Source organism: Chitinimonas taiwanensis DSM 18899, from assembly GCF_900119825.1.
Taxonomy (GTDB): domain Bacteria; phylum Pseudomonadota; class Gammaproteobacteria; order Burkholderiales; family Chitinimonadaceae; genus Chitinimonas; species Chitinimonas taiwanensis.
This window is the reverse complement of record NZ_FPKR01000011.1, coordinates 85,736-111,586: the sequence shown is the minus strand read 5'-3', so window position 1 is coordinate 111,586 and position 25,851 is coordinate 85,736. Positions and strand designations below refer to the sequence as shown.

27 protein-coding genes are annotated in these 25,851 nt (G+C 62.0%); 7 read left to right on the top strand and 20 right to left on the bottom strand.

What is annotated here, in order from left to right; translation table 11 throughout:
- Window positions 1–57 precede the first annotated feature (57 nt).
- The 19 genes from BT173_RS14145 to hemP all read right to left on the bottom strand — a co-directional run bounded on the left by BT173_RS14145 (window position 58) and on the right by hemP (window position 16,980).
- Entirely contained in the window at window positions 58–324 is a 267-nt protein-coding gene (locus BT173_RS14145) for a DUF2798 domain-containing protein (RefSeq protein WP_072429316.1), read from the bottom strand.
- Between the two features lie 190 nt (window positions 325–514).
- Window positions 515–958: a nuclear transport factor 2 family protein gene (locus BT173_RS20070; RefSeq protein ID WP_072429315.1), complete on the bottom strand. Its 444-nt coding sequence runs from the start codon at window positions 956–958 to the stop codon at window positions 515–517.
- A gap of 178 nt (window positions 959–1,136) precedes the next feature.
- Window positions 1,137–1,589 (bottom strand): hypothetical protein, encoded by a 453-nt coding sequence (locus tag BT173_RS14135; protein WP_139256172.1) that lies wholly within the window; start codon window positions 1,587–1,589, stop codon window positions 1,137–1,139.
- Between the two features lie 199 nt (window positions 1,590–1,788).
- Complete coding sequence (locus BT173_RS14130) at window positions 1,789–2,352, bottom strand: SMI1/KNR4 family protein (protein WP_217651473.1); 564 nt, start codon at window positions 2,350–2,352, stop codon at window positions 1,789–1,791.
- Between the two features lie 331 nt (window positions 2,353–2,683).
- Window positions 2,684–3,577 carry a DUF6602 domain-containing protein gene (locus tag BT173_RS19395; protein WP_139256171.1) on the bottom strand — a complete coding sequence of 298 codons (894 nt, stop codon included), beginning with the start codon at window positions 3,575–3,577 and terminating at the stop codon, window positions 2,684–2,686.
- 43 nt (window positions 3,578–3,620) lie between these two features.
- On the bottom strand, window positions 3,621–3,857 hold the full coding sequence (locus BT173_RS14120) for a hypothetical protein (protein WP_072429312.1): 237 nt from the start codon (window positions 3,855–3,857) through the stop codon (window positions 3,621–3,623).
- Between the two features lie 314 nt (window positions 3,858–4,171).
- Entirely contained in the window at window positions 4,172–4,696 is a 525-nt protein-coding gene (locus BT173_RS14115) for a GNAT family N-acetyltransferase (RefSeq protein WP_072429311.1), read from the bottom strand.
- 3 nt (window positions 4,697–4,699) lie between these two features.
- Window positions 4,700–5,665 (bottom strand): amino acid kinase family protein, encoded by a 966-nt coding sequence (locus BT173_RS19665; RefSeq protein ID WP_072429310.1) that lies wholly within the window; start codon window positions 5,663–5,665, stop codon window positions 4,700–4,702.
- 17 nt (window positions 5,666–5,682) lie between these two features.
- Window positions 5,683–6,147, bottom strand: a complete 465-nt coding sequence (locus tag BT173_RS14105; RefSeq protein WP_072429403.1) for a PTS sugar transporter subunit IIA — start codon at window positions 6,145–6,147, stop codon at window positions 5,683–5,685.
- Between the two features lie 346 nt (window positions 6,148–6,493).
- Window positions 6,494–7,024 carry a hypothetical protein gene (locus tag BT173_RS19385; protein WP_139256170.1) on the bottom strand — a complete coding sequence of 177 codons (531 nt, stop codon included), beginning with the start codon at window positions 7,022–7,024 and terminating at the stop codon, window positions 6,494–6,496.
- Between the two features lie 211 nt (window positions 7,025–7,235).
- A complete protein-coding gene (locus BT173_RS14100; RefSeq protein ID WP_084658640.1) occupies window positions 7,236–7,715 on the bottom strand; it encodes a DUF6630 family protein in 480 nt (159 codons plus the stop codon).
- A 164-nt stretch (window positions 7,716–7,879) separates the two neighbouring features.
- Window positions 7,880–8,638 (bottom strand): ubiquinone/menaquinone biosynthesis methyltransferase, encoded by a 759-nt coding sequence (locus tag BT173_RS14095; RefSeq protein WP_072429309.1) that lies wholly within the window; start codon window positions 8,636–8,638, stop codon window positions 7,880–7,882.
- A gap of 909 nt (window positions 8,639–9,547) precedes the next feature.
- A complete protein-coding gene (locus BT173_RS14085; protein ID WP_072429307.1) occupies window positions 9,548–10,369 on the bottom strand; it encodes a ChaN family lipoprotein in 822 nt (273 codons plus the stop codon).
- An 87-nt stretch (window positions 10,370–10,456) separates the two neighbouring features.
- On the bottom strand, window positions 10,457–11,257 hold the full coding sequence (locus BT173_RS14080; RefSeq protein WP_217651472.1) for an ABC transporter ATP-binding protein: 801 nt from the start codon (window positions 11,255–11,257) through the stop codon (window positions 10,457–10,459).
- Window positions 11,254–12,270 carry a FecCD family ABC transporter permease gene (locus tag BT173_RS14075; protein WP_084658637.1) on the bottom strand — a complete coding sequence of 339 codons (1,017 nt, stop codon included), beginning with the start codon at window positions 12,268–12,270 and terminating at the stop codon, window positions 11,254–11,256. The genes BT173_RS14080 and BT173_RS14075 overlap by 4 nt, the downstream gene beginning before the upstream one ends.
- Window positions 12,271–12,365: 95 nt before the next feature.
- Window positions 12,366–13,157, bottom strand: coding sequence for a heme/hemin ABC transporter substrate-binding protein (locus BT173_RS14070; protein ID WP_072429306.1), 792 nt, complete (start codon window positions 13,155–13,157; stop codon window positions 12,366–12,368).
- Window positions 13,147–14,172 (bottom strand): hemin-degrading factor, encoded by a 1,026-nt coding sequence (locus tag BT173_RS14065; RefSeq protein ID WP_072429305.1) that lies wholly within the window; start codon window positions 14,170–14,172, stop codon window positions 13,147–13,149. The genes BT173_RS14070 and BT173_RS14065 overlap by 11 nt, the downstream gene beginning before the upstream one ends.
- Before the next feature lie 322 nt (window positions 14,173–14,494).
- A complete protein-coding gene (locus tag BT173_RS14060; protein WP_072429304.1) occupies window positions 14,495–16,633 on the bottom strand; it encodes a TonB-dependent hemoglobin/transferrin/lactoferrin family receptor in 2,139 nt (712 codons plus the stop codon).
- A 179-nt stretch (window positions 16,634–16,812) separates the two neighbouring features.
- A complete protein-coding gene (hemP, locus tag BT173_RS14055; protein ID WP_072429303.1) occupies window positions 16,813–16,980 on the bottom strand; it encodes a hemin uptake protein HemP in 168 nt (55 codons plus the stop codon).
- A 623-nt stretch (window positions 16,981–17,603) separates the two neighbouring features.
- Here hemP and BT173_RS14050 point away from each other — a divergent pair.
- Together BT173_RS14050 and BT173_RS14045 are read left to right on the top strand one after the other, a co-directional pair.
- The gene (locus BT173_RS14050; protein WP_072429302.1) at window positions 17,604–18,095 is read left to right on the top strand and encodes an SMI1/KNR4 family protein; all 492 of its coding nucleotides are present in this window, start codon (window positions 17,604–17,606) and stop codon (window positions 18,093–18,095) included.
- Between the two features lie 253 nt (window positions 18,096–18,348).
- Window positions 18,349–18,726: a VOC family protein gene (locus tag BT173_RS14045; protein ID WP_072429301.1), complete on the top strand. Its 378-nt coding sequence runs from the start codon at window positions 18,349–18,351 to the stop codon at window positions 18,724–18,726.
- A 208-nt stretch (window positions 18,727–18,934) separates the two neighbouring features.
- Here BT173_RS14045 and BT173_RS14040 read toward each other — a convergent pair whose 3' ends face one another.
- Window positions 18,935–20,194, bottom strand: a complete 1,260-nt coding sequence (locus tag BT173_RS14040) for a hypothetical protein (RefSeq protein ID WP_072429300.1) — start codon at window positions 20,192–20,194, stop codon at window positions 18,935–18,937.
- Between the two features lie 348 nt (window positions 20,195–20,542).
- Between BT173_RS14040 and BT173_RS14035 the strand changes: the two genes are divergently transcribed.
- From BT173_RS14035 to zigA, 5 genes are read left to right on the top strand one after another with little or no spacing between them, the layout of a single operon-like run.
- A complete protein-coding gene (locus tag BT173_RS14035; protein ID WP_072429299.1) occupies window positions 20,543–21,826 on the top strand; it encodes a beta-propeller fold lactonase family protein in 1,284 nt (427 codons plus the stop codon).
- Complete coding sequence (locus BT173_RS14030; protein WP_072429298.1) at window positions 21,816–22,964, top strand: hypothetical protein; 1,149 nt, start codon at window positions 21,816–21,818, stop codon at window positions 22,962–22,964. Before BT173_RS14035 ends, BT173_RS14030 begins: the two co-directional genes overlap by 11 nt.
- Window positions 22,954–23,856 carry a metal ABC transporter solute-binding protein, Zn/Mn family gene (locus BT173_RS14025; RefSeq protein ID WP_139256176.1) on the top strand — a complete coding sequence of 301 codons (903 nt, stop codon included), beginning with the start codon at window positions 22,954–22,956 and terminating at the stop codon, window positions 23,854–23,856. Before BT173_RS14030 ends, BT173_RS14025 begins: the two co-directional genes overlap by 11 nt.
- Window positions 23,853–24,599, top strand: coding sequence for a metal ABC transporter permease (locus BT173_RS14020; protein ID WP_072429296.1), 747 nt, complete (start codon window positions 23,853–23,855; stop codon window positions 24,597–24,599). The genes BT173_RS14025 and BT173_RS14020 overlap by 4 nt, the downstream gene beginning before the upstream one ends.
- A 24-nt stretch (window positions 24,600–24,623) precedes the next feature.
- Window positions 24,624–25,832, top strand: coding sequence for a zinc metallochaperone GTPase ZigA (gene zigA, locus BT173_RS14015; RefSeq protein ID WP_072429295.1), 1,209 nt, complete (start codon window positions 24,624–24,626; stop codon window positions 25,830–25,832).
- The last annotated feature ends 19 nt before the right edge of the window (window positions 25,833–25,851 follow it).

Below are 25,851 nucleotides of genomic sequence, written 5' to 3'. Positions count from 1 at the left end.
TGCAGATTGAAAACATGCCCACAAGCAGCGCTTGTGGGCATCGGTTTGGCCAAGCGCTTAGGCTGCTCGGACGACTAATGCAGTGAGCCTACGAACGATGGGTAGAACAACCAATAGAACCGGAAATGCGACTACCCAAGAAAGTGCCCAGGCGCTGGGCCACACCGCCATGAAACTCTGCCCCCACCCAACACCTCGAATCGTGCTGATCATTGAAACGACACATGTCATAAGCACCGAGAGAATGAGTGGCATGACGATGCCTGCATAGCGAGCAGGTAGCTTGGGGATGCCGAAGAAGAGATGCGATTTTGAAGTTTTCATAGAAGTCCTTAAGCCGGTCAAGCAAGGCGCCTTCTTCGCTGCAAAGCAAAGAAATACAACCCCGGCGAGAGCCGGCGGAGGTGGCGCGTTGATTCACGTAAACGCTTACGGCACTCTTCTTATGAAGATCGCGGCGGCGATCGTAGCAGAGCTGAATTACCGATGCCAGCGGCTGGCAGCGGGCTTGCGGTTAAGGTCTGAGGCAATGTACAGCTTCAGCTGGGACGCAGTGGAGGGGATCGGGTGCTGACGCTTGAAGCTCGGTGGCTTGTGACCAAACCGCTTGCCACCCCTGAGGGCCTAGCTCATAGGAGTCCGTATGCCAGCAGATCACGACGCGCCCAGAGGGAAAGCACAGCTTAGCCTGGTAGCGGACCATGGCCATATGCGCTGAGAGCCGGACACTCATTGTTCCTTCCACTTCCCATGCCGCGTAGAAAGGCTCGGCGCGGATGGCACCAAGATAGGCCTCGCGGGAGAAGACTTTCCCCCCTGGCGTGATGAGTTGGTATTCCTGTGCATGCAAGGCCTCGAGTACTGCCATATCTCTCGCGACGAGCGCGCGCGTTCTTCTCGCCTCCAGCGCACGAAAAAACGCTGCGTCAGGAACTGGCTGCTCGATGAGTGAAGACATGGGCACGGAGGGTAGAGGGGGCTTAAGGTTGGAGGTAAGGGGCAGCCGGAGCCGCCTAGCTTTGGACTGCTACGTTGACCGGAAGGTTATGCAGCGATGACCGTTGCTCGCTTGCCGACAACTGTCCGCTCGATGGCGGGGCTCGGTGCCGCCGCGTTGCACATCGCCAGAGCCTGCATTACCGCTCATTCAGCTTCCATCCCTCTGACTCCCAGACGACAGGCATAGAAAACTGCTCTACGTCCCGATACATGACCGTGAGGACCCCCTCACGCTTATCGCCGGAGAACACAAATGAAAAGTCCGCCAAAGCGTAGTCGCCAAACATCTTTGCCAGACTCACTTTTGCCTGTCTGAGGTGCTTATTCCAGTCACCTTGTTCGCGGTCGTCACGTATGCGCGTTGAGAACGCGCCGCGCATGCCCATCGCATCCGCGTTCTTGGCGGCCATGAGCAGCAGAACAAAGGGCTCTGCCTCAGCTGGAACCGGCCGTGCTTCCTCGGCAATTGCGGGCATAGCCAGCATCAGCGAGAGGAGTATGAAGACGATGATCTGCATCGTGCGCATTCGGTTTTCCTTCATGCTTAAGGTTTGAAATCGCAGGTGCTGCGCGAATTCATCATGCAGCATCCAGTGGGTTGATGGCTTGCGCGGGGCTGAGCATCAGCTCAGCCCATAATGTTGCAGCCACGCTATAGCGGGGGTGATTTAGCAAGAGAAGCGAATACCCGCGCTCAACGCCTTACGGACACAGAACGGGACCGCCCGCGACTTTGCCATTGCCAACCAGCTGGCAGGCAAGGGCGCGGGCCGGCTCCGCGTGGTTCAGTTAAACCTCATCCGCCTTGATGATGCCGCCGTACGCTTCGGCATACACGTATTCCCCGGCGATCAGGCCAGACACATAGGCTTGGAAGTAGTCGGCAAAGCTCGTGGCCTTCAGCTCGCGCGCTTCCATGTCGTGCCACATGCTGATGACCTGTCCGACGGAGCCGGATTCGTCCGGGTCCAGGTCAAGGCACAGATGGTCGCCACTGCCATTGTGGGTGAAGGGAATCCACTTCGCGTTCCACCAGTCATCCTTGATGCCGTCGTCCGGCTCTGAGGTGATGTCGTCGAAATCGCCGCCATCCAGCAAGCCTTGCCAGACTTGCCACTGGCGGTAGATTTCCTCGCAGGAGAGGAATTCCATGCCATCGAATATCGACGCCGACCCGCTTTGGCCGTTATGCACCTTCAGGCAAGCAATGAAATCCGCCGGCAGCTTGACGGCCAGTTGGGCCTCCAGCTGAGCAATCTGCGCATCGGAAGCCGGCGGATTCAAGCAGGCAAGGCCTTCTGGCCAATGCTGCGCCAGCCATCCTTCGAATAACTGCCATGTGTGCGCCATCATTTATCCCTTTTTCATCTTATTGATCTGACGCCCGCAAAGACGTGTGTAAACCCGCCGCAACGATGCCGAATACCGGCCAGCGCGCGCGAGGCCGGGCTTTCTATCAGCTCCCCGCCTGCTCGGCATCCCGCAGATTGGGGATAGACGCGGCCGCACCGGTCAGCAGCCAACACCGCCACCAGCCCTAAGGCCCAGGCCCGAACAAGAAAAAGCGCCCACCCGATGGTTCGGGGGGCGCTGATGAATTTTTCGAACGGAATCTGGCGTCTAGGTTAGCGGTGGGGTACAGCGGGCCGCATTCGGCGGCTTGCCGCCGCGCACCGAAACCGCCCTAACTCTCTTCAGTCAGGGCTCGAAGAGAGCGCTGTATTTCAGCAGCATCAACTTCCGGCTGGCTTCGCAACTGTTTGTAGATCCCGTACTTGTATGCCAGATCCACTACTCTAAATCTTGCCTCAGCAGGTGGAGTTAGATATCGCGGTAATATGTCCTCCTGTAACTTCATCCCCGCGTGTGCTACTTGGTGGAGCCTTAATAAAAAACCGGCCAAACTGTCCTTTCTCCAGCCTTCGTAAAACCATCCAGTTTGGTTTGGATATCCTGTCGCATCCCAGCAATTAAGTGATTTGTCCACAAAATTCGAGAACACACAGACGTCATTTACGACAACAAAGTCAGCTTGATCTATCGGCTCAATACCGTGATCTTCATAGAACTCAAGAATCTCAAACCCTGTTTCGATTGGAGAGGCTTTGCACTGCATGGCAAATACACCAAAAGGGACGCGCTTTGCCCACTCCGACATGGGATGCTCGTTACGAATAAGAGCTGTAGTACTACGTCGCAATTTCTTGACTGTGAGTCCCTGCTCAAGCGCGCGGTGAAGTTCAGCCTTATCGGCGATATTAGGCTTTACCTCTACGACTGAGTCCACACCTTCTGCCAAAAGTAAGGTGAATTTGTCTCTAGAACTTACCGTGTATGGGTGATTCGGCGCACAGATTACACAATCAATAGATGCGGCGATGTTGCCAAACGAGTCGCGAACCTTGCCCTTTGCGATCCTATGGGGAAATGGGAAATAACGCGCTAGAAACGCTTGGACAGCATTCTCTCTAAACTCCGCAACTTCTTGTGAAGTGCCTTTGCCCTGAATAGACGCTTTACGAAAATCACTAGATAGTTGCAATGCGTCTTCACGCAATAGTTCGTATAGATCGTTCATAGGAAATTTGGATAAATAATCAGTGGTACGCTTGACTACTGGATTAGCTCACACCAGAGAATATGCCAATCTTAATAGCCTTTATCGCCTCTTCATAGAAACGCTTACCCTTAGACTGTTCTAGAGGGGTTCTCTCCTCGCCTTCGTTCACCGAGAGAGAAAAGCTCATATTGTTCCACTCGTGCACGTGGTAGAACTTTGCTTCCTCTTCGGCGAATTCAAGGTAATACCATGACTCATTATTTCCACCGACACCGCTCTGTCCGATCTTTACACGCATGTTTTATCGCTCACATTAAGTAGAAGTCCTAAACAAAAACTTTAAACAAAACACTGCAACGCCAATTTCTAGTCATTACTTGGCGCGTGATCGCTTTGTATCAGGTTCTAGGTGATCAGGCATCCTACAGCCAAGGGAAAAAGCGTCCCACTCACACAAGGAGCTTGGGGTGCCGCCTCTCGTACAACACATTTATATTAGCTCGCCCTCGCGGCGCGTGCTTGTGCGGCTAGTGCAGACTAGCCAGCCACCGCACGCCAAAGCCCCCACTATCGCGTAACGAAGCAGCGCAAAATGGACTGCCCCCCCATCACTCAACCCAAAACCTTGCACAACACCACGCTGTGATAGCTGCGGCCGCTGAAGCGCAGCGATTCTTCGATTTGGAAGCCGTGCCGCAGGTAGTAGGCAAGCAGGTGGCGGGCGGGCTGGGGCGTGTCCAGGGCCAGGCGGCGTTTGCCTTGGGCGCGGGCACGGCGTTCGGCCAGGCGTAGCAGCGCTTCGCCTACGCCCTGCCCTTGCCAGGCGGGGTCGACGGCGAACTGGTGGATGCTGGCGACATCGGGCGCGCGGTAGCTGTGGGCCTCGCTATGCGGCTGGCTGTCGTACAGGCTCAGCGTGCCGATCAGCCTGCCGTCCAGTTCGGCCACCAGGGCCTGGCCCTGCTGCAGGCGCTGCGCGGTCTGTGCCGCGCTTTGGCGCCCGCTGGCGCAGTCCAGGCCCTTGCGCGCCAGGCCGGCAAACGCGCGGTGCAGCAGCTCGGTCAGCGCCTGGCTCGAATCGCTGTGGCGCCAGGGGCGCAGATAGATGGGCGCGCGCCAGCTTGCAGTGGCACGCATGGCTTAAAAGCGCACCACGCGTTTGCTTTCCACCTGCAGGCCACGGTGCAGCACGGCTTCGCTATCGCGGAAATAGCGCTGCATATCGGCCAGCCACTGGGTGCCGCCGCGCTGGCACAGCAGCAGGCCGCTGCCATCGGGGCTGCTCAGCTCATCCAAGAGGCCATGTGGCTCGGCGGCATCCAGCAGGTGCACGGCCGGCAGGCCGGCGGCCAGCGCGGCCAGGGCGTGGCGCAGTACGGGGGCGGCCGGGTGGCTGGGGTGGGCGTGCAGACAGGCTTCCAGCGAGGGGGCATCGCTCAGCTGTGCGCTCAGCTCGGCATAGCGGGGCTGGCTGTGCAGGAAGAGTAGATGGCACGCGCCGATCTGCTTCGCCACGCTGATGGCCAGCGCTTCCGGCGATAGCAGCGTTTCCTCGCCGTGCGCATTCGGTGCCAGCGGCATCAGCACCGGCACGGCCGGATAGCCCAACCAGTGGCGCAGGATCTCCGCGCGTAGCCCGGCCACGCCGTGCAGGCCGGCGGCATCGGGCTGCGCATCGGCCTGGGCCAGCTCGGCGTCATAGCCACTCAGGCCTATGGCCTGCAGGCCGCTGCGGCTAAGCAGACGCACCAGTTCCAGGTTCAGCTCGGCCAGCGTGCTGCGTGCCAGCTGTTGGCGTAGTGCGGCCGGCGGCGGGGCGCGGTGGCCGGCCACATCCTGCAGCTGCGGGGCGGCCCCCTGCACCAGCAGGGGCCGTGCGCCAAGCTGATGCAGGCTGGCCAGGTCGCGCAGCAGTGCTTCGCGCAGGGCGGGCTGCAGGCAGCTTGGGCCATCCACCATCACGACCAGATACTGGCCCTGCAGCGCGCGCAGATAGGGCAAGGCCTGGCTCAGGGCGGCGGCGGTCGGGGTGGCGGAAGTGAGGGTGGCGCGCGCGGCTGGCGAGCTGGCGGCGGCGCAGAAATGGCGTATCGAAGCGGTGATCATGGCGGGCTTCCTCTCGCTTAGGCGGCCAAGGCCAGCGGTTCCAGCAAGAGGCGGCGCACGGCAGCGGGTGCCTGGGCGCGGCGCAGCGCCTGGCGGAAGGGGCGCGAGCAGAAGCGTTGCGCGGCCTCGGCCAGCAGCTGCAAGTGGGCGGCATTCGCATGCTGGGGCACCAGCAGCACGATGGCCTCGCTAACCGGCCGGCCATCGGGCGCGGCGAATTCGATCGGTTCGCTGGGGCGCACCAGCACCGCCAGCGGTGTGCTCAGGCCCGGTACGCGGGCATGCGGCAGGGCCACACCATGGCCCAGCGCGGTGGAACCCAGCACCTCGCGCTCGGCCAGCAGGCGGGCAATCGGCTCGGCAGCCAGGCCGTAGCGCTGTTGCAGGTGCAGGGCCACCCGTTCAAACAGCTGGGCGCGGTTGCACACCGGCAATTCAAGCAGGATGTCTTCCTCGGGACATAGTCGGGCTAGCGTATACATGGCGACTCCAATCGCATGGCTGGCCTGCTCCCGGGCCAGCCGCGGCGGGACGGTAGCCAGCCGCGCCAGGCGGTGCATACCGTGCCACGATGGTAGTCAGCCCCCTGTATGGGCGGTGCAAAGATCAGGCCGCGCCGAATAGGATTCGTATCAAGATGCGCGGCTAGCCCTTGCCTGCCGCCATTCCACAAAGCGCAGAGAAACAATCAGCAAGACTAGTCCAAGCACCAGCCCCCCAAAAAATGGCCGTGTAGATCAGCATGCTGGCGGGCATGGTGTGTTCCTCCATAACCCCAACATTGCGCGATGTATGCATGGGACATGCCTAGCCAGGCAAAGACAGCGACTAGTTCGCCAAATCGTTCAGATTGAGCTCACTGCCAGCAGGGGAAACCCATCTCGCAGGCCCCACAAATTCGCCACCGCATACCTCGCCTGTTTCCTGGGTAAGAACACGAGCCGTGGCCATTTGAACGAAAACGCAAGATGAGACTTCGTGCCACTGCTTCTTTCCAGCCCCTTCTACATAACCCCCTAGTAGCTGCGCCAAGACCGCATAGCGACCATCCGGAGAAACCAGCGGGCGAGCACTGCCATCGAAGTAACCGTATTCAGGATTCGCCCTCAAGCGACGGACAGGTGCCTGAGGCGCATGTATTGAAACCGCTTTATAGAGCTGCCCCCAGGTCTCACGTGCGTAATGCGCTCGATACAAGCCACCGGGGACACGCTCTGCATAACGAAATTCAATACCCTTCACACTCACAATACCGTCTTGTTCTTTTGCCCAGCATGGCAGTGTGACTGCCATGGCACTGCCTATTAGGAAGGCATAAATGCCGGGAATGAAGACTGACCGTTTGAGATCCATGGTCATTTATCACCTAGCGCTACGCTACCGATCAAGCAGGCAGCATGGTTGAGGGCAACTGGCCCAATGATGGCCTGAAGCATGTTCAAGCGGGCGAATCGCCCCCCCTTATGTCAGGCATGCTTTCTTGCAACATAAGAAGCTACCTAGCGCAGGGCTCTGCCGAATAGCCAATGTACAGCCATTAGATATTCAATCGGTGGCTGCATAGATAGGGTTACATCAAGGCTAAACCCAGGTCGCCGAGCAAGGCATTCAGCGCTTCCACGCAACCGGCTGCGGTGCTCACGCACACGAGACGCGTATTCTCTTCCGCGAAAAAGGCTGCTTCATCTAACGTGCATATCTCAAGCAACTGGAGATTATGCTTAGCAAGCTGTGCCTGGAGCGTGGGCATAAAGAATTCATATGGATCATCACTCTCAACATCGATAGGCATACCAATCTCATCATACAATTCATCGACGCTGAGCAAGATCTCCGAATTTTTGATAGGCAAGAGTGCATTCACACTATCGATCCCCCATGAATCGAATTCACCCCATTCCACGCAGGCACAAAATGCTTCTCCCAATACCTCATCCAACTCCGCAGGTGTATCGCCAAATAATTCAGCAAGGCGCGCATTATTTGCCTTAAAGAATGGGATAGCCTTTTCCAATGCCAAACCCAGAACTATCACGGCTTCGTTTTTCATACATCCCCAATCAAGCATTTCTAAAAATACAAACCATCAAACCATATCGCACAGGCTCTGCCAAATTCCACGCCAGCCTGGACGATTAACCCAAAATCAAACCCTCAACGCTCCCTTCAGAACATATTCAGTCAACAATCTGAGGTTACCCGTGGGCAGCATGATCAGACGTGAAGCGTACCGACTAGCGGTTTGCGTGCAACGTGAATCGCCACAATCCCCAAGGTCAAGCGTTCGAACTCGACGCTTTCAAAACCAGCATTCAGCATTTCCGCCGCCAAGCCTTCTGCTGAAGGAAATTCCTTGATCCCTTTAAGTAAATACTTATAGGCAGAGGTATCTCCGGCAGTCATCAGCCAGCCAAGTAGCGGTATGCAAATGGACATATACACAAGGTAAAGCCTTTGGATAAACGCATAGCGAATATTGGACGCTTCCAGCACAATCAATCGACCACCCGGCTTTAACACTCGCAAAGCCTCCTCCAACACCCGGTGCCGATTGCATATCTTCAGCGCTAGTGAAATCGAATAAGCATCGATACTGGCACTGGGAATGGAGGCCATATTTTCTGCATCCAGACGAACCAAGCTGACATTGCTTGGCATGGGCATCAGCTTTCTATGTGCGACGCCCAGCATCTTTTCACTAATATCAGCGGCAATGATATTTTTCTTCTTGTCGGAGATTTTCGAGAATATTCGAAGCATGATATCGCCCGTACCGGTCGCACCATCCAATAAAGTGACCCATGTTTCGCCAGCAATGCGCTGCGCCATTCTGTGCTTCCAGAGGCGATGTAGGCCAAAACTAAACAAGTCACATAGCCAATCGTAGCGCGATGCGATTCTTCCGAATACATCATCATTTGGCCAGATGAAATCCGCGGCATTATCCGTTAATTTCGACTGATATTCCGCCATAAAAACCTCTCAACAAGCCTGGCTTGTGAAATTCAAAATGCGCTTCAAAGGCGATAGAAATTTGGCCCACCAAAGCTGCTCATATTGACCATTAACGACCGAACAAAGAGACTCATGGGCGTGATCTTCATCGGAATCAGCTTCACCAAGATGTGACTTACCACATCCCCCAAAGCACCCCACCGCGCCCACCAATACATGCAGATACCCTCAATAATTCTGATTAATAGCTCAACCAAAATTGTATTTAACAGGTGAGTCCTACTGGGCCGGCACTGAGTAACAAGTAGCTCGCAATTACCGCCAAGACCCAAAAAATAACCCAAAGCATAGCCTTGGGTTGACGTACCGACTGAAATTTAAATCAATTAATTAAACGAATTAATCCCTGTATCAAGAAAATCACCGCAATAACCAGCAAAATATTTTTTTGCTTACCACTGAACTTGTAGACGCCATCCTTCCTTTTAGCGTAGACCTCACCGGTAAGGCAGATAAGAATCGTAGCCGGACAAAATATCAGCATCGTTATAACAACAAACCATCTTTTTCTAAACCATTGAATATTCTCGTAACTTAGATCAACCGGCTCAAAAGCGTCATGTGCCACCTTATGCATCTCCACAGGTAATTAGTAGTACCAAGATTAATTCAACGCCCAAAAAGATATGTTCAAACACATCACTACGACATAGGGTTTCGATCACTGCCTGACGTTCTGGCGCTTTTTATCAGCTCTTGCTTGATTAGGCATCCCGCAACTAGGGGAAAAATTACCCGACTCCAGAAGCCTGCACGCTGCCTGTCACCCAAGGAGCGACTCCAACCGCATAGCTGACCTGCTCCCGGGCCAGCTGCGGCGGGACGGTAGCCCGCCGCGCTGAATAGGATTCGTATCAAGCTGAGCGGCTAGCCCTTGCCTGCTGCCAGACCCGCGCAGGGGTCGGGCCGGTACTGGCGCGGCAGCACCCAGCTTTGGTCGTAGGCTTGCGGTTCAGGGCTTTCCAGCAGGCCCAAGGCGCGCGCCTCGGGCAGCCAGTGCGGCACGCCCAGGTCACGGCGCACATGGCCGTTGCCGGCAATCAGCACCACGCCGCGCGCGCGGTAGGGGGCGATGGCGTCGGCCATCACCACATCGCGGGCGATCTGCGCGCGCGCCATGCCGGGCAACAGGCTGTCCGGCAGCTGATTGCAGTGGCCGATGGCAATCGCGCGCATCTGGCCGGCCTGCAGCGCATCCGGCACGCCGGCATCCAGCTGGTAACGCGCAATCTGCTCGGCCGATAGCGCGGCGGCATAACCCTGCTTGACCACCTTGCTCGCATCGGCGCGCGACAGATTGGCCGCCACGATGGGCAAGTCGTAACGCAGCGCCAGCACCAACAGCGGGCGATAGAAATCCCAGTGCCAGCCCTTGCCGGCTGGCTTGGCGCGGGCGATCAGCGCGTCCACATCCTGCGGCGCCTCGCGGCGCGCCGCGTCGATATCGGCCTGGCGCTCGCGGTCGAATTGCTCGAAGGCCAGCGCCGGGCGCCAGCCGGCCGCCAGGGCCCGCTCCAGCGCCTGGGCGCGCAGCGCATGCACTGCGGCGTTGTCGTGCACCTCGCCGATCAGGGTAAAGCCGGGCTGGCCAAGCGCGGCGCGCAAATCGGCCACGGGCTGGGCCGGGGTGCTTGCGCAGCCGGCCAGCAGCAGCGTGGCCGCCAACACGGTGGGCAGGGAATAGGACATGGGAAGACTCGCAGGCAAAGCCGCCGTAGCGGCGTGGTTGGAATACAGCGTAGACGGCTGCGGCGCCGGGCCGCAGCCCACCAGCAGCTAAGCCACCTCGCCCACCGCCAGCTGCCAGTGGCCGGCCGCATCGGGCCAGAGGCGCACCGGCCATTGGTAGGCGCGGCTGAGCTCGGCGGCGCTCAGGCAATCGGCCGGCGCGCCCTGGGCGAGCAGGCGGCCTTCGCCCAGCAGCAGCACATGGTCGGCCCAGCGTGCGGCCTGGGGCAGATCGTGCAGCACCGCCACAATGGTGCGGCCCTGGGCCACTTCGGCGCGCAGGCGGCGGAATAGCAGGGCCTGGTGCTTGAGGTCGAGGTGATTGGTCGGTTCATCCAGCAGCCAGAGCGGCGCATCCTGCACCAGGAGGCGCGCCAGGCCCGCGCGCTGGCGCTCGCCACCCGATAGCTGGCCCCAGCGGCGCTGCTGGGCGCCGAGCAGGTCGAACTGCTGCAGTGCGGACGCGACACGTGCGAGGTCCGGCGCGCTAGCCTGGCCAAAGCTGCCCAGCGTGGGGCGCAGGCCCAGCAGCACATAGTCGTGCAGGCTCAGTGGCAAATCGGCCGCGGCAAACTGGCCCAGCCAGCCCAGCTGGCGCGCGCGTTCGGCCAGCGGCATGGCGGCCAGTGGCAGGCCATGCAGCAGCACCTGGCCCTGGCTCGGGGCTTGCAGGCCGGCCAGCAGTTTCAGCAGCGAACTCTTGCCAGCACCATTCGGGCCGACGATGGCGGTAAAGCGCCCGAGCGGCAGCTGAGCGTCGATGCCCTCCAGCAGCGCGCGCGTGCCGGCCTGCAGGCCGAGCTGACGCAGCAGAAAAGCCGGCATGGCCGGTATGGCAGCGGCGTTCATGCCAGCCTCCGTGCGCGCAGGCGGAATAACCAGAAGAAGCACAGCGGGCCGATAAAACCGGCCAGCAGACCCACCGGCAAATTGACCGGGTAGGCAATGCCACGCGCCAGCGTATCCATCAGTAGCAGGAAGAGCGCACCGGCGAGGCTGGATACCCAGATCAGGCGCCGCCGCCCACCGCCGAGCAGCAGCGCACAGGCATTGGGCACCATCATGCCGATAAAGCCGATGATGCCGGCCACCGACACCGCCGCGCCCACAGCCAGCGCGGCGCCGATGGCGGTCCACAGCCGTACACGCTCCACCGGCACCCCCAGGCTGCGCGCCTCATCCTCGCCCAGCAGCAGGCAGTCGAGCTCGCGCCCCATGGCCAGCAGCAGGGCGATGCCGGCCAGGGCAAACGGCGCGGCCCAGGCCAGCGGCGCGCCGGTGCTGCTGCCCAGCTGGCCCGATAACCAGCTCATCGCGCTGCGCAGGGTCAGGTCATCCGATAGAAATAGCAGCATGCCGGTGGCCGCCGCGGCCAGGCTGCCCAGCACCAGGCCAAGCAGCAAAAGGCTGATCTCGCCCCCGCCCAGCAGGCGCGACAAGCCCAGCAGCAGCCAGGTGCTGAGCAGCGCGCCAATAAAGGCCGCCGTGGGCAGGCCGATGCTGACCAGACCCAGCGCCATCACCGCCACCACGGCCAGGGCGGCGCCGCTGGCGGTGCCGATCAGGCCAGGGTCGGCCAAGGGGTTGCGGAACAGCGCCTGCAGTGCGGCCCCGGCCGCCGCCAGCGCCGCGCCCACCAAGAGGGCCGACAGCACGCGCGGTAGGCGCAGCGCGCTGACCAGCGGGTCGGCTAGGTCCGGCCACTGCCAGCCATCGCCGGCAAAACCGAGCGCGAACACGATCAGGCCGGCGCTGGCGGCCAGCAGGGCCAGGCGCGGTAATAGGCCATAGAGGCCCGCCAGCAGGGGAGCAAACACAGGCGGACGGTGCGGCCAGCGCAAACGGGCTTCGGACGTGGGCATGACAGTCGGCTCACAAAACGCATAAAGCGCCACACGCCTTGGCCAGCAGGCTGCCCCCATCAGGGCCAGCCATTGGCGAAAGGCGCGGGCGGGGTTCAGCTCAGGCTTTTCAGTTTCTTCACCGCGGCCGGGCTGCCCAGGTTCACGCTGAAGAATTCATGCACGGGCACTTCGAACACCTTGCCCTGCTTGCCAGCCGGCGTGCTGGCGATATCGGCACGCTGGCGCAGCTGGGCCAGGCCGCCGTACACGGCCTGATTGTGTTCGGCCACCAGGATCAGATCGGGCGCGAGCTTGGCCAGCGCCTCGGCATCCAGTGGCTTGTAACCGCTGATGCCGGCCGCGGCATTGATGCCACCTGCGGCGCGGATCAGCGTATCGGACGGGGTATCGCGCCCGGCCACCGTCTTGCCTTCGTAGGTGATCAGAATGCGCTTGCCCAGCGCGGCCTGCGGGCGCATGGCCTGCTGCCAGTCGCCGGCCAGCTTGGCGGCCTGGTTTTCGGCCCCCACCAGGGCGCCCACCGCGCGGATCGCCTCGGCGTAGTCGGCACCATCTTCGCGGCTGCCCACCTGCACGGCGCGCAGGCCGAAGTCCTTCAGCTGGCTCCAGATGCCGGCCGGCATCACCATGCGGCTGCCAATGACCAGGCTGGGCTTGAGGCGCAGGATGGGCTCAGCGCTGAGCGAGCGCGACAGGCCGATATCACTGGCCTGGGCCAGGGCCGGCAGCTTGGCCGAGCGGTCGCGCCCGACCACCGCGTCAGCCTTGCCCAGCGCCACTACGATTTCAGCCACATCGGCGCTGAGCACCACAATGCGGTCGGTGGCCAGGGCCACCTGGCTGAGCAGCGCGGCAACGGCCAGGGCGAGCGATTTACGCAGCATGGGCAAGCTCCAGATCAGGCAGGCTGAGCGCCAGCTCAGCCCAGGCCGCCAGTTCCGGCTTGCCCGGCTTGCGCTCGCCAAAGAACTGCACAATCAGCTCGCCGGCCGCGTCATAGCACTCAAGCGAGGTCACTTCGCCATCGCGAGTGGGCTTGCGCACCACATAGGCGTGGGCGAACAGGTCCATGCGCAGATGCAGATTGAAGCCCGGATCGAGCACATTCAGCCACGGCCCCATCGGCACGATCTTGTTGACCGGGCCGGTGTGGATTTGCAGGCAGCCATGGTTACCGGCAAACACCATGATGGACAGCTGGGTGCGCGCCGCCGCATGCAGCAAAAGGCTCACCGATTCCAGCGTAACCGGGCGCACATAGCCCTGCGGCGCCAGGCGCAGCGCCTGCGGACGGCGCAGGCCAAAGCGGCGCAGCAGCGGGAAGAAATCGTGGGTGTCCTGCAGATTGAGCCAGCCCTGGCGGAAGGCGGCCAGGTCGATGGCGGCGTCGGGCTGCTCATTGGCGGCCTCGCGCTGCAGGTCGACTTCCACGCAGGCATGGCTGCTGGCGTAGCGGCTGACCAGCTCGTCGTAGGCGGCGGCATCGGACAGCGGGGTCAGGAAGATCTTGTGCACCGCATCGCCATGCCGGTCGAAGAACTGGATGGACGGGCGCTCGCCGCGCAGGGCAAAGCCGTAGCGCCAGCTGTGCAGGAAAAAGCGCAGGTCGATCTCGGGGTTGAGCGCCAGGCCCATCTCGCCCTGGATGCTGACATTGGCGTAAATGCCGGTCTTTTCGTGTACGGCCGCTTCGTTGCGGGTCAGGGTCATCACCGGGCCCAGCACTTCCAGCGCGCCCAGGATGTCGGCCCACTTGGGGAAGAGCGTGGTGGAGAGCGGATCGGCCGCCACCAGCTCGGCTTCGCTGACGCCCAGGCGGGCCGCGGCATCACGCGCGCGTATCTTCGGCTCGGCGGCCTTCAGGTGCAGATAGTTCTGCCAGAGCGTGCTTGCATTCATGGTTGCACTCCTTCGCAAATGAAAAAATGGCATCGGGCAGCGCCGGCTTCCCGGACGACGCTGCCCCTGCCAAAGGCCAGTTCTGGCCTCCTCCAACAACAGGGTGAGTAGCTGGCCGCAAGGCTTGCGCCCTGGGCTGGTACGGCAGTCAAACCGACGCTACGCTACTCGGAACCTCAGCCAGTACCTCCCCGCCCGGCAAAGCCGGGCGCTACAGGGCATAGCGGAATCAAGCGGCTGTCGCTGATTGATTCCACTCCCCCCGCCCTCGCCTCCGCGAGGGAGCTTCGCTGACGCTCAAGTTGATTCGCGCAGTACCTACTTAAAAGCGGTATTCGAAATTGGCCGCCGCGGTGCGGCCGGCCTGGGTGTAGCGATCAAGCACCGTGCTGGCGGCGGCCTGGCCCTTCACATCGCTCCACAGCCAGTACTTCTTGTCGGCCAGGTTGTAGATGCCGGCCTGCAGGCTGGCCTGGCGTGTGAGCTGGTAGCTGGCGCTCAGGTCAAGCACGCCATAGCCGGGTGCCTGGAACAGGGTGGCGGCGCTGGTGCGCGTCTTGGCGCGTGCGCCGCGCAGGCTCAGGCTGCTGCCCCAGCCCTGGCCAGCGTAGTCGAGCGCCAGCAAGCCGTTGAGCGGCTCCACGCCGTCGTAGGGCACATCGCTTTCCAGGTCGTCGGCCTTGGCATAGGCCAGCGCACCGCGCAGCTTGAGCTGCGGCAGCAGGCGCCAGGCGGCCTTCAGCTCCAGGCCCTGGATACGGATGCGGCCAAGGTTCTGCGCCTGGAACTCGGTGGCCACGCCGTTGGCATTGGTATCCACAGCCGACACCAGGGTGGAGGCGATGAAGTTCTTGTAACGGTTCTGGTAGGCGGTGGCGGCCAGCTCGAAGCGCTCGCCCTGGTAGCGGGTGCCGAATTCCATGCTGCGGCTGGTTTCCGCCTTCAGGTCCGGGTTCGGGCGGATTTCATAACCCTGGGCGGCGTTCACGAACACCAGCACGCCGTCGTCGAAGTTCGGGGTACGGAAGCCAGTGCCGAACTGGGCAAAGCCGGTCCAACCCTGTGCCAGCGGCAGGCTGAACATCAGGCGCGGCGAGACGGCCGAGTCGGACGATTTGCGCACGCTGGCCGGATTCGGATTGGCATTCGCATACAGCGCGTCGGGCTTGGGGGTGAGGCTGTAGCGGTCGTAGCGCAGCGAGGGGGTGACTAGGAGGCCAGAGGCGAAGGCGATCTCGTCCTGCACGAACAGGCCGATCTTCTCGCTGTCGTTGTCGGGGAAGGTCTTCTGCGGAAAGACCTCGCCGGCCACCACGGTGCTGACGCTGCCATTGGCATTGATCTGGGTGCGCATGCGCGGCCGGCTGGATTCGGTGTGGTCATAATCGGCGCCCCACACCACGGTATGCAGCAGGCTGCCCTGGTCGAAACGCTGGGTCAGCTGGGTATCGATGCCCCAGGCGGTCTGCTCGAAACCCGAGTTATTGGTGCGGCGCACATTGCCGGCGCGGCTTTCCAGCGTGTCTTCGCGGCTTTCGCCGTACTGGCGGTAGACCGAGACATGGGCGGCGCTCAGGCCGCGCGCTTCGCCCTGGTAGTCGTAGCTCAAGCTGCTGCGGTCGCGCTTCATCGTGTCGGTGCTGGTCTGGGCCAGCACGGCGGCGCTGCGGCTGCTCAGGTAATCGCCCTCGCTATGGCGGCGGAAGCTGTCCTGGGTAAAACCGAGGCTGTGGCCGCGCGCCAGCTGCCAGTTCAACTTGGCCAGCAGCGCATCGCTATGCCAGTCGAGCGGGTTGGCGGTGGTGCGCGCGCTGCTGGCGCTGTCGTTCTTGCCCTGGGTTTCGTTGTTCTCGCCCTGGCGGCGCGTGTAGCTGAACAGCGCGCTGACATCGACACTACGCAAGGCGGCGGCGGCGGCGGCCTTATAGCTGTCATCCACGCCGTAATAGCCGAGGCGCATGCGGCCGCCCACGCTGGCGTCCTTGTCGAGCAGATCGGCCACATTCAGGCTGCGGTAGGCCACGATGCCACCGAGCGCATCGGCGCCATACAGGCCCGAGTACGGCCCCTTGACCACTTCCACTGCGCTCAAGCTGTCCAGCTCGACCATATCGCGCCCGGAAATCGCCGCGCCGCCGCCCATATACACCTGGGGCAGATTCACCCCGTCGATGCTCATCTGCACGCGGTTGCCATCGATACCGCGGATGCTGACACCGGCATTGCCGCGCCGGGCCGGATCGCGCGCCACATCCACGCCGGGCTCATCGGCGAACAGGCTTTGAATATCGTGCACCCGGCCGGCGTCCTCGCCCTCGGGGGCCAGCACCGACACATTGGGTGCCACGGCATCGGCGTCCTTGGCCAGACGAGTCGCGGTAATCGACACGGCCGGTAGCGCATCGGCCGCGGCAGCATCGACAGCCGCACTGGTGTCGGCCTGGGCGGGGAGCAGGGCCAACGCAGTGGCCAGGGGGGTAAGGCGAAGTAGAAGCGTGTTGCCAGTCATTATGTCCAGGGTCCAAAAAATGCCCCGCCGCCGAAAAGCGGCGGGGGCGTATAAGGGCTGGCTTGCTGGCACGGGGCTGGCTGGCTGGCTACATCGTCATGGAAGGGTGGGCTGCGCCATGCGCAGCGGGTTCATTTGGTCAGGATCAGCTTGCCGTTGCGGGTCATGCGCAGGCGATAGATCTCGCCACGATGGGCAATCTCCAGCTCCTGCCGACCCTGCAACAGCGTCAGCGCATCGAGGCGGATACGCTCGAGCGACTGGGCTGATGGGGCGGCCTTGTTCGGTTCGTTTTTCATGGATGAATGATAATTGTTATCATTTGATAAATGCAAGTCATTCTTATCTAGTGCGAGAAATGCTTGGCGCAATCTCTCTCGAACAAGGCTCACCCAAGGACGAAGAGCAGGTGAAATTCCTTATGCATTCATGTACCTAAGCAACATCTTGCAGATGCATGAGTGGCAAGAGAAGGCTGTGCGTGTTGTACGCCCGGCAGCTCAGCAAAGCACAGGGCGAGCGCTGCCCGGCTGCGCAGCGACAAGGGGAAAATGAGGGCGTAAAGGCCAGCGCCGCCGGCATGGCCCCACACCAGTCGAAACGCCGCCATGCGCCAAGCACGCCGCCGGCTTGAACAAAACCCCGCTTAGGAGGCTTTGTTGCTGACCTGCCTTACGCACGACGACACTTTGCGCTAGCCTGCGCGCTTGTGCGGCCCTCAAGCATCTGCGTCCAATGCCATCTCAGGGTACGAGCGCTAGTGGCAGCGCATGCAAAGTGTTGTTGGACCTGCCGCCTTGTTAGGCGACATGCTATGGGAAGTACATCAAGGACTTCGCGGCAACAGCGGGTGGATAACTCAGGTCGTTTTAATATTTTTGTTGCCCCATTTGGGGTCGGATTAGGGTTAGAGAACACATCTATGCCCATGCTCAAAGCATCCTCATCCATGCATGCCATCGCTAACCGAATCCTCAGCCTTAGGCGACGGAAGTTCCTCCATTCCAAGCCGCTCTTTGAGCAATTTCGTCCGATCTCAGCAATAGACATCGACCAGATCGAGCGCCAGGTAGGCGCCACAATCCCGCAAGACCTAGCAGCCTGGTTGCTGGCAGTCGGATACGGTGATCTGGATGAAAGTTTGAGCTTCAGGTTTGAGTGGTTTAAGTGGTTTAAGTGGGTCGAACACAGTGAGCTGGAGGACTTGGTCATTTTCGCTCAAGACGAACTAGGTAACTTCTACGCCTTCGTTCCAGAGCGCGGCACCATCGTATTTCTCTCAAGGTCGGCTCCAACGTACACCGTTCTAGCCAGTAGCTTCGTTTCATTCATGAGCGAACTCGAACGTCGTGATTTCAAGCTCATCGAGTGGGCGGAGTCCCTTCCGGCACTGCCCTATGCAAGGGATGCCTAATCCCCCACCCAACGCATTGACACCAACGTGGCTTTACCACTTAGCCATGTAGGGCGGGTTGGCTTTATCACCCGCGCAGAAACCACGCTGATTTCAGCTAAAACGAGCGGTGTTGTGTAATCCGATTTTTGCGGGTTACGCCTACGGCTAACCCGCACTACCACTGTTGCCTTTGGGCCTTATTTCATCCGTGCCCCAATGCGTCATTCCACAGTGGGCCGCCTAACTCAAACCTTGTGCAACCCGTCACGCCATGCCCGAATACGCCGTCGCCGCCGTCATGATCCACGTTGGAAACGTCCCAGAAGCATTAGCTTGGTACCAGCGCGCATTTCCCGATGCGGTTCGTCAGCGCTTGCCCGATTCAGACTTTGAATATCTTTGCCTTGGCAATGTCAACCTCGAGCTTGTGCCATCAGACGTCAAAGTACCCTCTGGTCCTGCCGGCTCTGTTGTCTACTGGCAGGTACGCAATTTCGAGGCATCGCTCCAACACTTCCAAGCCATCGGTGCACGTTTGTATCGTGGCCCAATGCTCATTGAGAACGGCCAGGCCATATGCCAAGTCCAGGACCCTTGGGGTAATTGCATCGGGCTTCGTGGCCCTTCCACCGAAAGCCGGCAAAGTTAGAGTCCACCCGATACAGACATGTAGGGCATGGTTGGCTCCATCAAGCCACTTGGAAATCCCGCTGATCGCAGCTGAAACCGTCGGTGGCGTGCAATCTGATTATTTTGCGGGTTACGCCTACGGCTAATCCCCCTACCAACTATGCCGTCGAGAGAGAGGCCACGCTGTGCTTGGCAAACGCGTGGCTTGATCAGCGTGCGCGGCGGCGCTATGGCGTCGGCTTGAGCGTCGCCGAGCGATTCGCCAGTCGTGCCGCGAAGTGCTTCATCCGTTCGAATTCCGCCATGTCCGGCTGGTAGTTCATTTGCTTGGGCCATTGTTCAGCGGCGATACGGTGCCAGTAGCGCACCTCACGCCCATCGCCGCTGCGGTCGTTGTTACGGTAGATGTATTCGAGGGGTTTGCCACCCTCGAAGCGCCAGGTGCGCTGAATGTCGCCCGGCTCTTCAATGTGCACCTGCTCTTCACTGCGCACCTGCATCAGCTGGCCGTCGGTGAATTCGTAGAAGTAGCGCACGCGATGCTGGAGTTCGCCTTCGCTGTGGTGGCCTTCGAGCTCGATGGCGCACAGGCCTCTGCCTGGCGGCCGATAGCGGCGTACTTCGACTTGCGGATCAAATGGCCATCCGTCGGCGGCGCTCAGTCGCCAGATTCCGTCGGCAACTTCGTAGCCGTTTCCAACTTTTTCAAGCGGGCACAGATCACGGAAATGGTTGCGCCCGTATGCCGGGTTGGGTAGCCAGCCGCCCTTAGCGGTGGGCACGGCGCTGTAGGCGCTGAGCAAGGTATCGCTCTGCCCGTAGTCGTCCTCGCCGAAGTGGCCCTTGAGTATCGGCATCACGGTGTCCCGCTGATACCAACCCGGCCATTCGCCTCGCTTCAGTGCGCATTCGGCGGCTTCGGCGCTGGCGGTTGCGCCACGTTGGTAGCGCAGCAGCAGATCCTCGCCCACCACCTCGTCGCTGGCATCAGCGCGATGGCAGCGCAGATCGATGTGGAGCCTTTGCTCCGGGCAATCGCCGCTGCAGCGGCGGTAATCGAGATACAAATCGCGTATCCGGTAGCGGGCGCCGCCATCCGTTACCACGGGTTCGAAGTTCACCAGCACCGATCCGCCAGCATGCTGGATCTGGCTCGCTGGCAATTGCCGCTCGAGGGTCTTCGAGAAGCTGCGGGTGCAGGGGAACAGGTTAGGCAAGGGCACGAAGACCACGCCGCTGCTTTTCTTGCAATTCGAGTAGCTCGTTGATTCGGTGCTGGTGCCGGGCTGGCTGCTATCGAGTGGCGAATAGAGCGCGACGACCTGGGTACGCCATTGCTCGGCCGGGGCTGCGGCACCGATTGGTGTGATGCTGATCCGGTGATGCGTCGCGGCCAAGGCTTCAGCCTTTACCGGCGCGGGCAGTTCGAGTGGCTCCGCCCCGCAGCCCGCCAGTAAGACCAAGATAAAAACCGAGAACTTGTACATCCACTCACCCTTGTCTTCGCGCGGTGCCGATCCGTTTGAGCGCGCATGCGTTAGCACGATGGAGCCGGCGCGTCCCATGCCGGCGGCGAGGTGCAGTAGACCGTATCAGGGCGGCGGGTGTCGAGCGCGGCGTGCGACACGCGCGTGCCGAATGTCGCAATGGCGGCCGCGAAGGCGGGGAGCCTTTGGCGCGCGGAGAAGTTAGACCGCTTGGGTTGGAAGCGGAACCATGTGCTCTCGCCGAGCTTTCACCCCAAAGCATTGCCCAGCCTCATGGACAGGCTTCTCAGCTTGATTGATATGTTATAACATTTGTTACGGTATAACATTCCACACAACGAGACCGCCATGAACGCTTTTCCTTCCGCACCACGCCGGCTGGCTGCCCTTTTGCTGCTCAGTCTGCTGGCCGCCTGTAATTCCGAAACCCAGCAGGGCAAGCCCAGCGCGGATGCCGGGCACGATGATGACCATGCGAGCAGCACGCTCGGCCGTCTGGCCATTAGCGAAGCCGGCGCTACCGCGCTGCGCGTGTATGACCTCGACAAACAGGCTGTCGCGCAGAGTTTCACCCTCGCCTATGCGCCCAGCGCGCTGTATGCCAGCCCCGACCGCCGCTATGCACTGGCGATTCAGCGCACCCAGGATGCGGTGCAGATCGTCGATGGCGGCGTATGGCAAGAGGACCATGGCGACCACTTGCACGACTACGCCGAGGCGCCGCGCCTGCTGTCGTATCAGCTCAATGGCGTGCGCCCCACGCATTACGAAACCCATGACCGCCTAGCCGCGCTATTCATGGATGGCCTGGTGAGCAGCAATAGCCCGGCCGGCGTGGTGACGCTGTCGGATGCCAGCATCGCGGCATCGCGCGCCGAGGCCACGCTGACGCTGGATAAGCCCATGCACGGCACGGCCGAGCCGCGTGGCGAGTATTTGCTGACCACCTATCGCGCCCCGGATAACACCGACACGCTGCCCAGCCAGGTGGAGCTGTACCGGCGCCAGGGCAACAGCTACCAGTTTGTGCAGCGCTTCGATACGCCCTGCCCCGGCCTGCACGGCAGCTATTCGAATGTCAATTACAGCGCCTTTGGCTGTAGCGATGGCGTGCTGCTAATCCGCCAGGATGGCGCCAACTTCACCGCCAGCAAGCTGGCCAATCCGGCCGATATCGGCACCGGCGTGCGCATTGGCACCATTACCGGCCACCACGAGCAGGCGCGCTTTGTCGGCATCGCCTCGCCCGGCCATCTGTTCGAGATCGACCCGGACAAGGCCACCATCACCCGCATCAACTGGGCAACGGGCCGCACGCAACGCGGTGTGGCTTTCGACCGGCATGGCGAGCAGCTGCTGGTCTTGGACGACCAGGGCAGCGTGCATGTGCTCGATAGCGCCGCGGCTTGGGCCAAGCGCAGCAGCCTGAGCGTGATTGCCAGCATGCCCACCGCCAGTCCCTTCCCCAGCCTGACCATCAGTCAGTCCGATGACCTCGCCTATCTGGCCGACCCCGCGGGCCGCCAGATCGCCGTCATCGATATCGCCCAGGCCAGCCTGCGTGCGCCACTTCCCCTCAACTTTTCCCCCATGGGCCTGACCTGGCTCGGAATTGCACACCATGATCACTAAGTTCGCCCTTACCCCCCTAAGCCTCGCCTTCGCCCTGAGCCTGCTGCCCGCACAGGCCAATGAGGCCGCCCCCAGCAGCGCAGCGCTGGAGCTGGGCCTCACCCTGGATGGTGGCTTCAGCAGCCGCGACCTCGCCCTGGGCAGCCGCGAGCGCGGCTTCTCGGTCGGCCATACCGAACTGAGTTTGGGTGGCGCCATCGACCCGGCCTTCAGCGGCCGCGCCACCGCCGTGCTGCACCAGCATGAAGGCGCAACCGAGCTTGAACTGGAAGAGGCTTATGTCGAGACCCAGACGCTGCCCGCTGGCTTGCAGGTGCGCGCCGGGCGTTTCCTGTCGCAGATTGGCTACCTGAACCCCCAGCATGTGCACACCGATGACTTCAGCGAACGCCCGCTGCTGTATCGCGCCTTTCTGGGCAGCCATTATTTTGACGATGGCCTGCGCGTGAACTGGCTGCTGCCCACGCCGTTTTACTGGCAGCTAGGCGCCGAAGCGCTGAGCGGCAAGACGCTGACCGGCGTGAGCGAAACTCGCCAACGCGTGGGGGCGTATACGGTCAGCAGCAAGCTGGGCGGTGATATTGGCACCGCGCATAGCTGGCAGTTCGGGCTTAGCTATCTGCGCAACCAGCTGCTGGGCGAAGCACCAGCCGAGGAAGAGGAAGAACACGTGCACAGCCACGAGGACGAGCACGGCCACAGCCATGCGGGCAGCTACCAGGGGCGTCACCTCTACCTTGCCGATGCGGTGTGGAAGTGGGCGCCGGGTGGCAATAACCGCGAGCGCCAGCTGCGCCTGTCGGCCGAGTACGCACGCCTGGCCCAGCCCAGTCTGGCCGCCAGCAAGGACGACGCCCACCAGGCCTGGTACTTGGCCGCCGCCCTGCGCCTGAACCCGCAATGGGAAGTGGCAGCGCGCCTGGATGAGCTGAAAGTGCTGGAAGCGCACGACGATCATTTCCACAAGGGTCGCTTGCAGGAGCGCAGCCTGGCGCTGGCTTACAAGCCCTCGCACTTCTCCACGGTACGCCTGCAGTTCAGCCAGCAGCGCGACCGGGGCGGCTTTGCTGCGGCCAGCAATGCCGTCAGCCTCAATTACACGATGAGCCTGGGAGCCCACGGTGCGCATGCGTTCTAAGCTGGCGGCCCTGCTGCTGGGGCTGGCGGGCCTGCCCGCCTGTGCGGCATTGAATGTGTTTGCCTGCGAGCCGGAATGGGCGGCGCTGGTGCGCATCCTAGCGCCCGACGCCAAGCTGTTCATCGCCACCCATGCCGGCCAGGACCCGCACCATATCGAGGCCCGCCCGGCGCTGATCAGCCAGCTGCGCCAGGCTGATCTTGCCATCTGCACCGGGGCGTCGCTGGAAGCGGGCTGGTTGCCGCTGCTGCAGCAAAAAGCCGCCAACCCGCGCGTGCAGGCCGGCCAGCCCGGCCTGTTCTTCGCGGCCGAGCAGGTGGAGTTGCTGGATGCGCATCAGCACGTCGACCGCAGCATGGGCGATGTGCATGCCGAGGGGAATCCGCATCTGCACCTCGACCCACGCCGCATGCTGCGGGTGGCGCAGGCGCTGAGCACACGGCTCGGCCAGCTCGACCCGGCCCAGGCCGGCGTGTACCAGCAGCGATTTGGCAGCTGGGCCGAAGCCTGGCGGCGCCAGGTATTGCGCTGGGAAGAACGCGCCAGCGCCCTGGAGGACCGCGCGCTGATTGCCCAGCACAGCAGCTTTGCCTATTTGTGGCATTGGCTGAATCTGCGCCAGGTGGCGGACCTGGAACCCAAGCCCGGACTGCCACCCAGCGTCGTGCATCTGCGCAAGGTCTTGCAGTCGGCGCAGCAGGCACAGCCCTTTGTCATTGTGCAGACCAGTTATCAGGACCCGCAGCCGGCGCGCTGGCTGGCCGGGCAGATCAAGCTGCCAGTGCTGAGCCTGCCCGCCACGGTGGATAGCCAGCGCCTGGACCTGAACGCCTGGTATGAAGGGCTGCTGACGGCGCTGCTGAATGCCGCCACGCCAGCGGGGCGGTCATGAGCACCTTCGACTGGCTGCTGGCCCCGCTGGTCTGCGGGCTGCTGGTGCTGATCAGCCATGTGGCGCTCGGTCGCCAGGTCTTGCAACGCGGCATCGTGTTCATCGACCTGGCGGTGGCCCAGCTGGCGGGCCTGGGCGTGCTGCTGGCGGCAGGGCGCTTTGCGGCCGACTGGGCCAATAGTCTGGCGGGCAGTGCGCTGGCCCTGCTTGGAGCCGGCGGGGTGGCCTGGCTTAGCCAGTGCTGGCCGGCGCGGCGCGAGGCGCTGATCGGTCTCGTCTATATCGGCGCGGCCGCCCTGGCCGTACTGCTGCTGGCCGCCGACCCACATGGCCATCAACGCTTGTCCGGCCTGCTGGCCGGGGATGTGCTGTGGGTGAGCTGGTCAGCCATGCTGCCCCTGGCGTTGCTCAGCAGCCTGTTTCTGCTGTGCCTGGCCTGGCGGCCGCAGCGCCTGGCCCAGGCAGGCTTTTTCTACACCAGCTTCGCCCTGCTGGTCAGCCAGTCGGTGGCGCTGCTCGGTGTGTATCTGGTGTTCGCCAGCCTGATCGTGCCCGCCCTGGCCTGGCGCCGCCCCGGCTGGCGCGGCTTCTGGCCGGCTTTCTTGCTCGGCGCTGCCGGCTATCTCGCGGGCCTCTTGCTGTCTTGGTGGCAAGACTGGCCCAGCGGTGCCTGCATTGTGCTGAGCCTGATCACGATTGCCGTGCTGGCCTGGCTGCCCGCACGCCAAGCCGCTGCTTTCTGAACCACTCTTCCAACGAGGCTTCCCATGCCAGCTTTACCACTGGGCGATACACGCCTGCCCGTTACCGTGCTGTCCGGCTTTCTGGGCGCCGGCAAGACCACCTTGCTCAACCATGTGCTGAACAACCGCGAGGGCAAGCGCGTGGCGGTCATCGTCAACGATATGTCCGAGGTCAATATCGACGCGCGCCTGGTGCGCGAGGGCGGCGCGCAGCTATCGCGCGCTGAAGAGCGTCTGGTCGAGATGAGCAATGGCTGCATCTGCTGCACGCTGCGCGAGGATCTGCTGATCGAGATCCGCCGCCTCGCCGCCGAAGGCCGTTTTGATTATCTGCTGATCGAATCGACCGGCATTTCCGAGCCGCTGCCCGTGGCCGAGACCTTCACCTTCCGCGATGAGCATGGCCAGAGCCTGTCCGATATCGCGCGGCTGGACACCATGGTGACCGTGGTCGATGTGTATAACTTCCTGCGCGATTACGGCAGCGAAGACAGCCTGGCCGCGCGCGGCGAAACCCTGGGCGAGGAGGACCAACGTGGCGTGGTCGACCTCTTGATCGAGCAGGTGGAGTTTTGCGATGTGCTGGTGCTGAACAAGCTTGATCAGGCGAGCGCTGAGCAACTGGCCCAGCTTGAGCACATCCTGCATGCGCTGAACCCGCGCGCAAGGATTTGCCATAGCGAGTTTGGCGCGGTGGCGCTCGATCAGGTGCTGGACACCGGCTTGTTCGATTTTGAAGCCGCGGCCAATGCGCCGGGCTGGTTACAGACGCTGCGCGGCGAAGCCCGCTCGGAGAGTGAGGAATACGGCATCAGCAGCTTTGTCTACCGTGCGCGCCGCCCCTTCCACCCGCAGCGCTGGTGGCAGATGATCCAGCGCGAATGGCCGGGGGTGCTGCGCTCGAAGGGCTATTTCTGGTTGGCCAGCCGCCCCGACTTCGTGGCCAACTGGTCTCAGGCCGGCCCGCTGGCCCGCCATGGCGCGGCCGGTATCTGGTGGGCCGCGGTGCCAGAGCGGGAGTGGCCGCAGGACGCCGAGTCGCAGGCCAGCATCCGTGCCGAGTGGGATGCGCAATACGGCGACCGTATTCAGGAAATCGTGCTGATCGGCCAAAACATGGATGAAGCCGCGCTACGCAGCGCCTTCGACGCCTGCCTGCTGCGCGATGAGGAAAGCCAGCTGCCCATTCGCGCGCTGCCTGACCCCTTCCCGGTCTGGCGGCGCGCCGAGTAAGGCGGCGTGCAATTCGCGT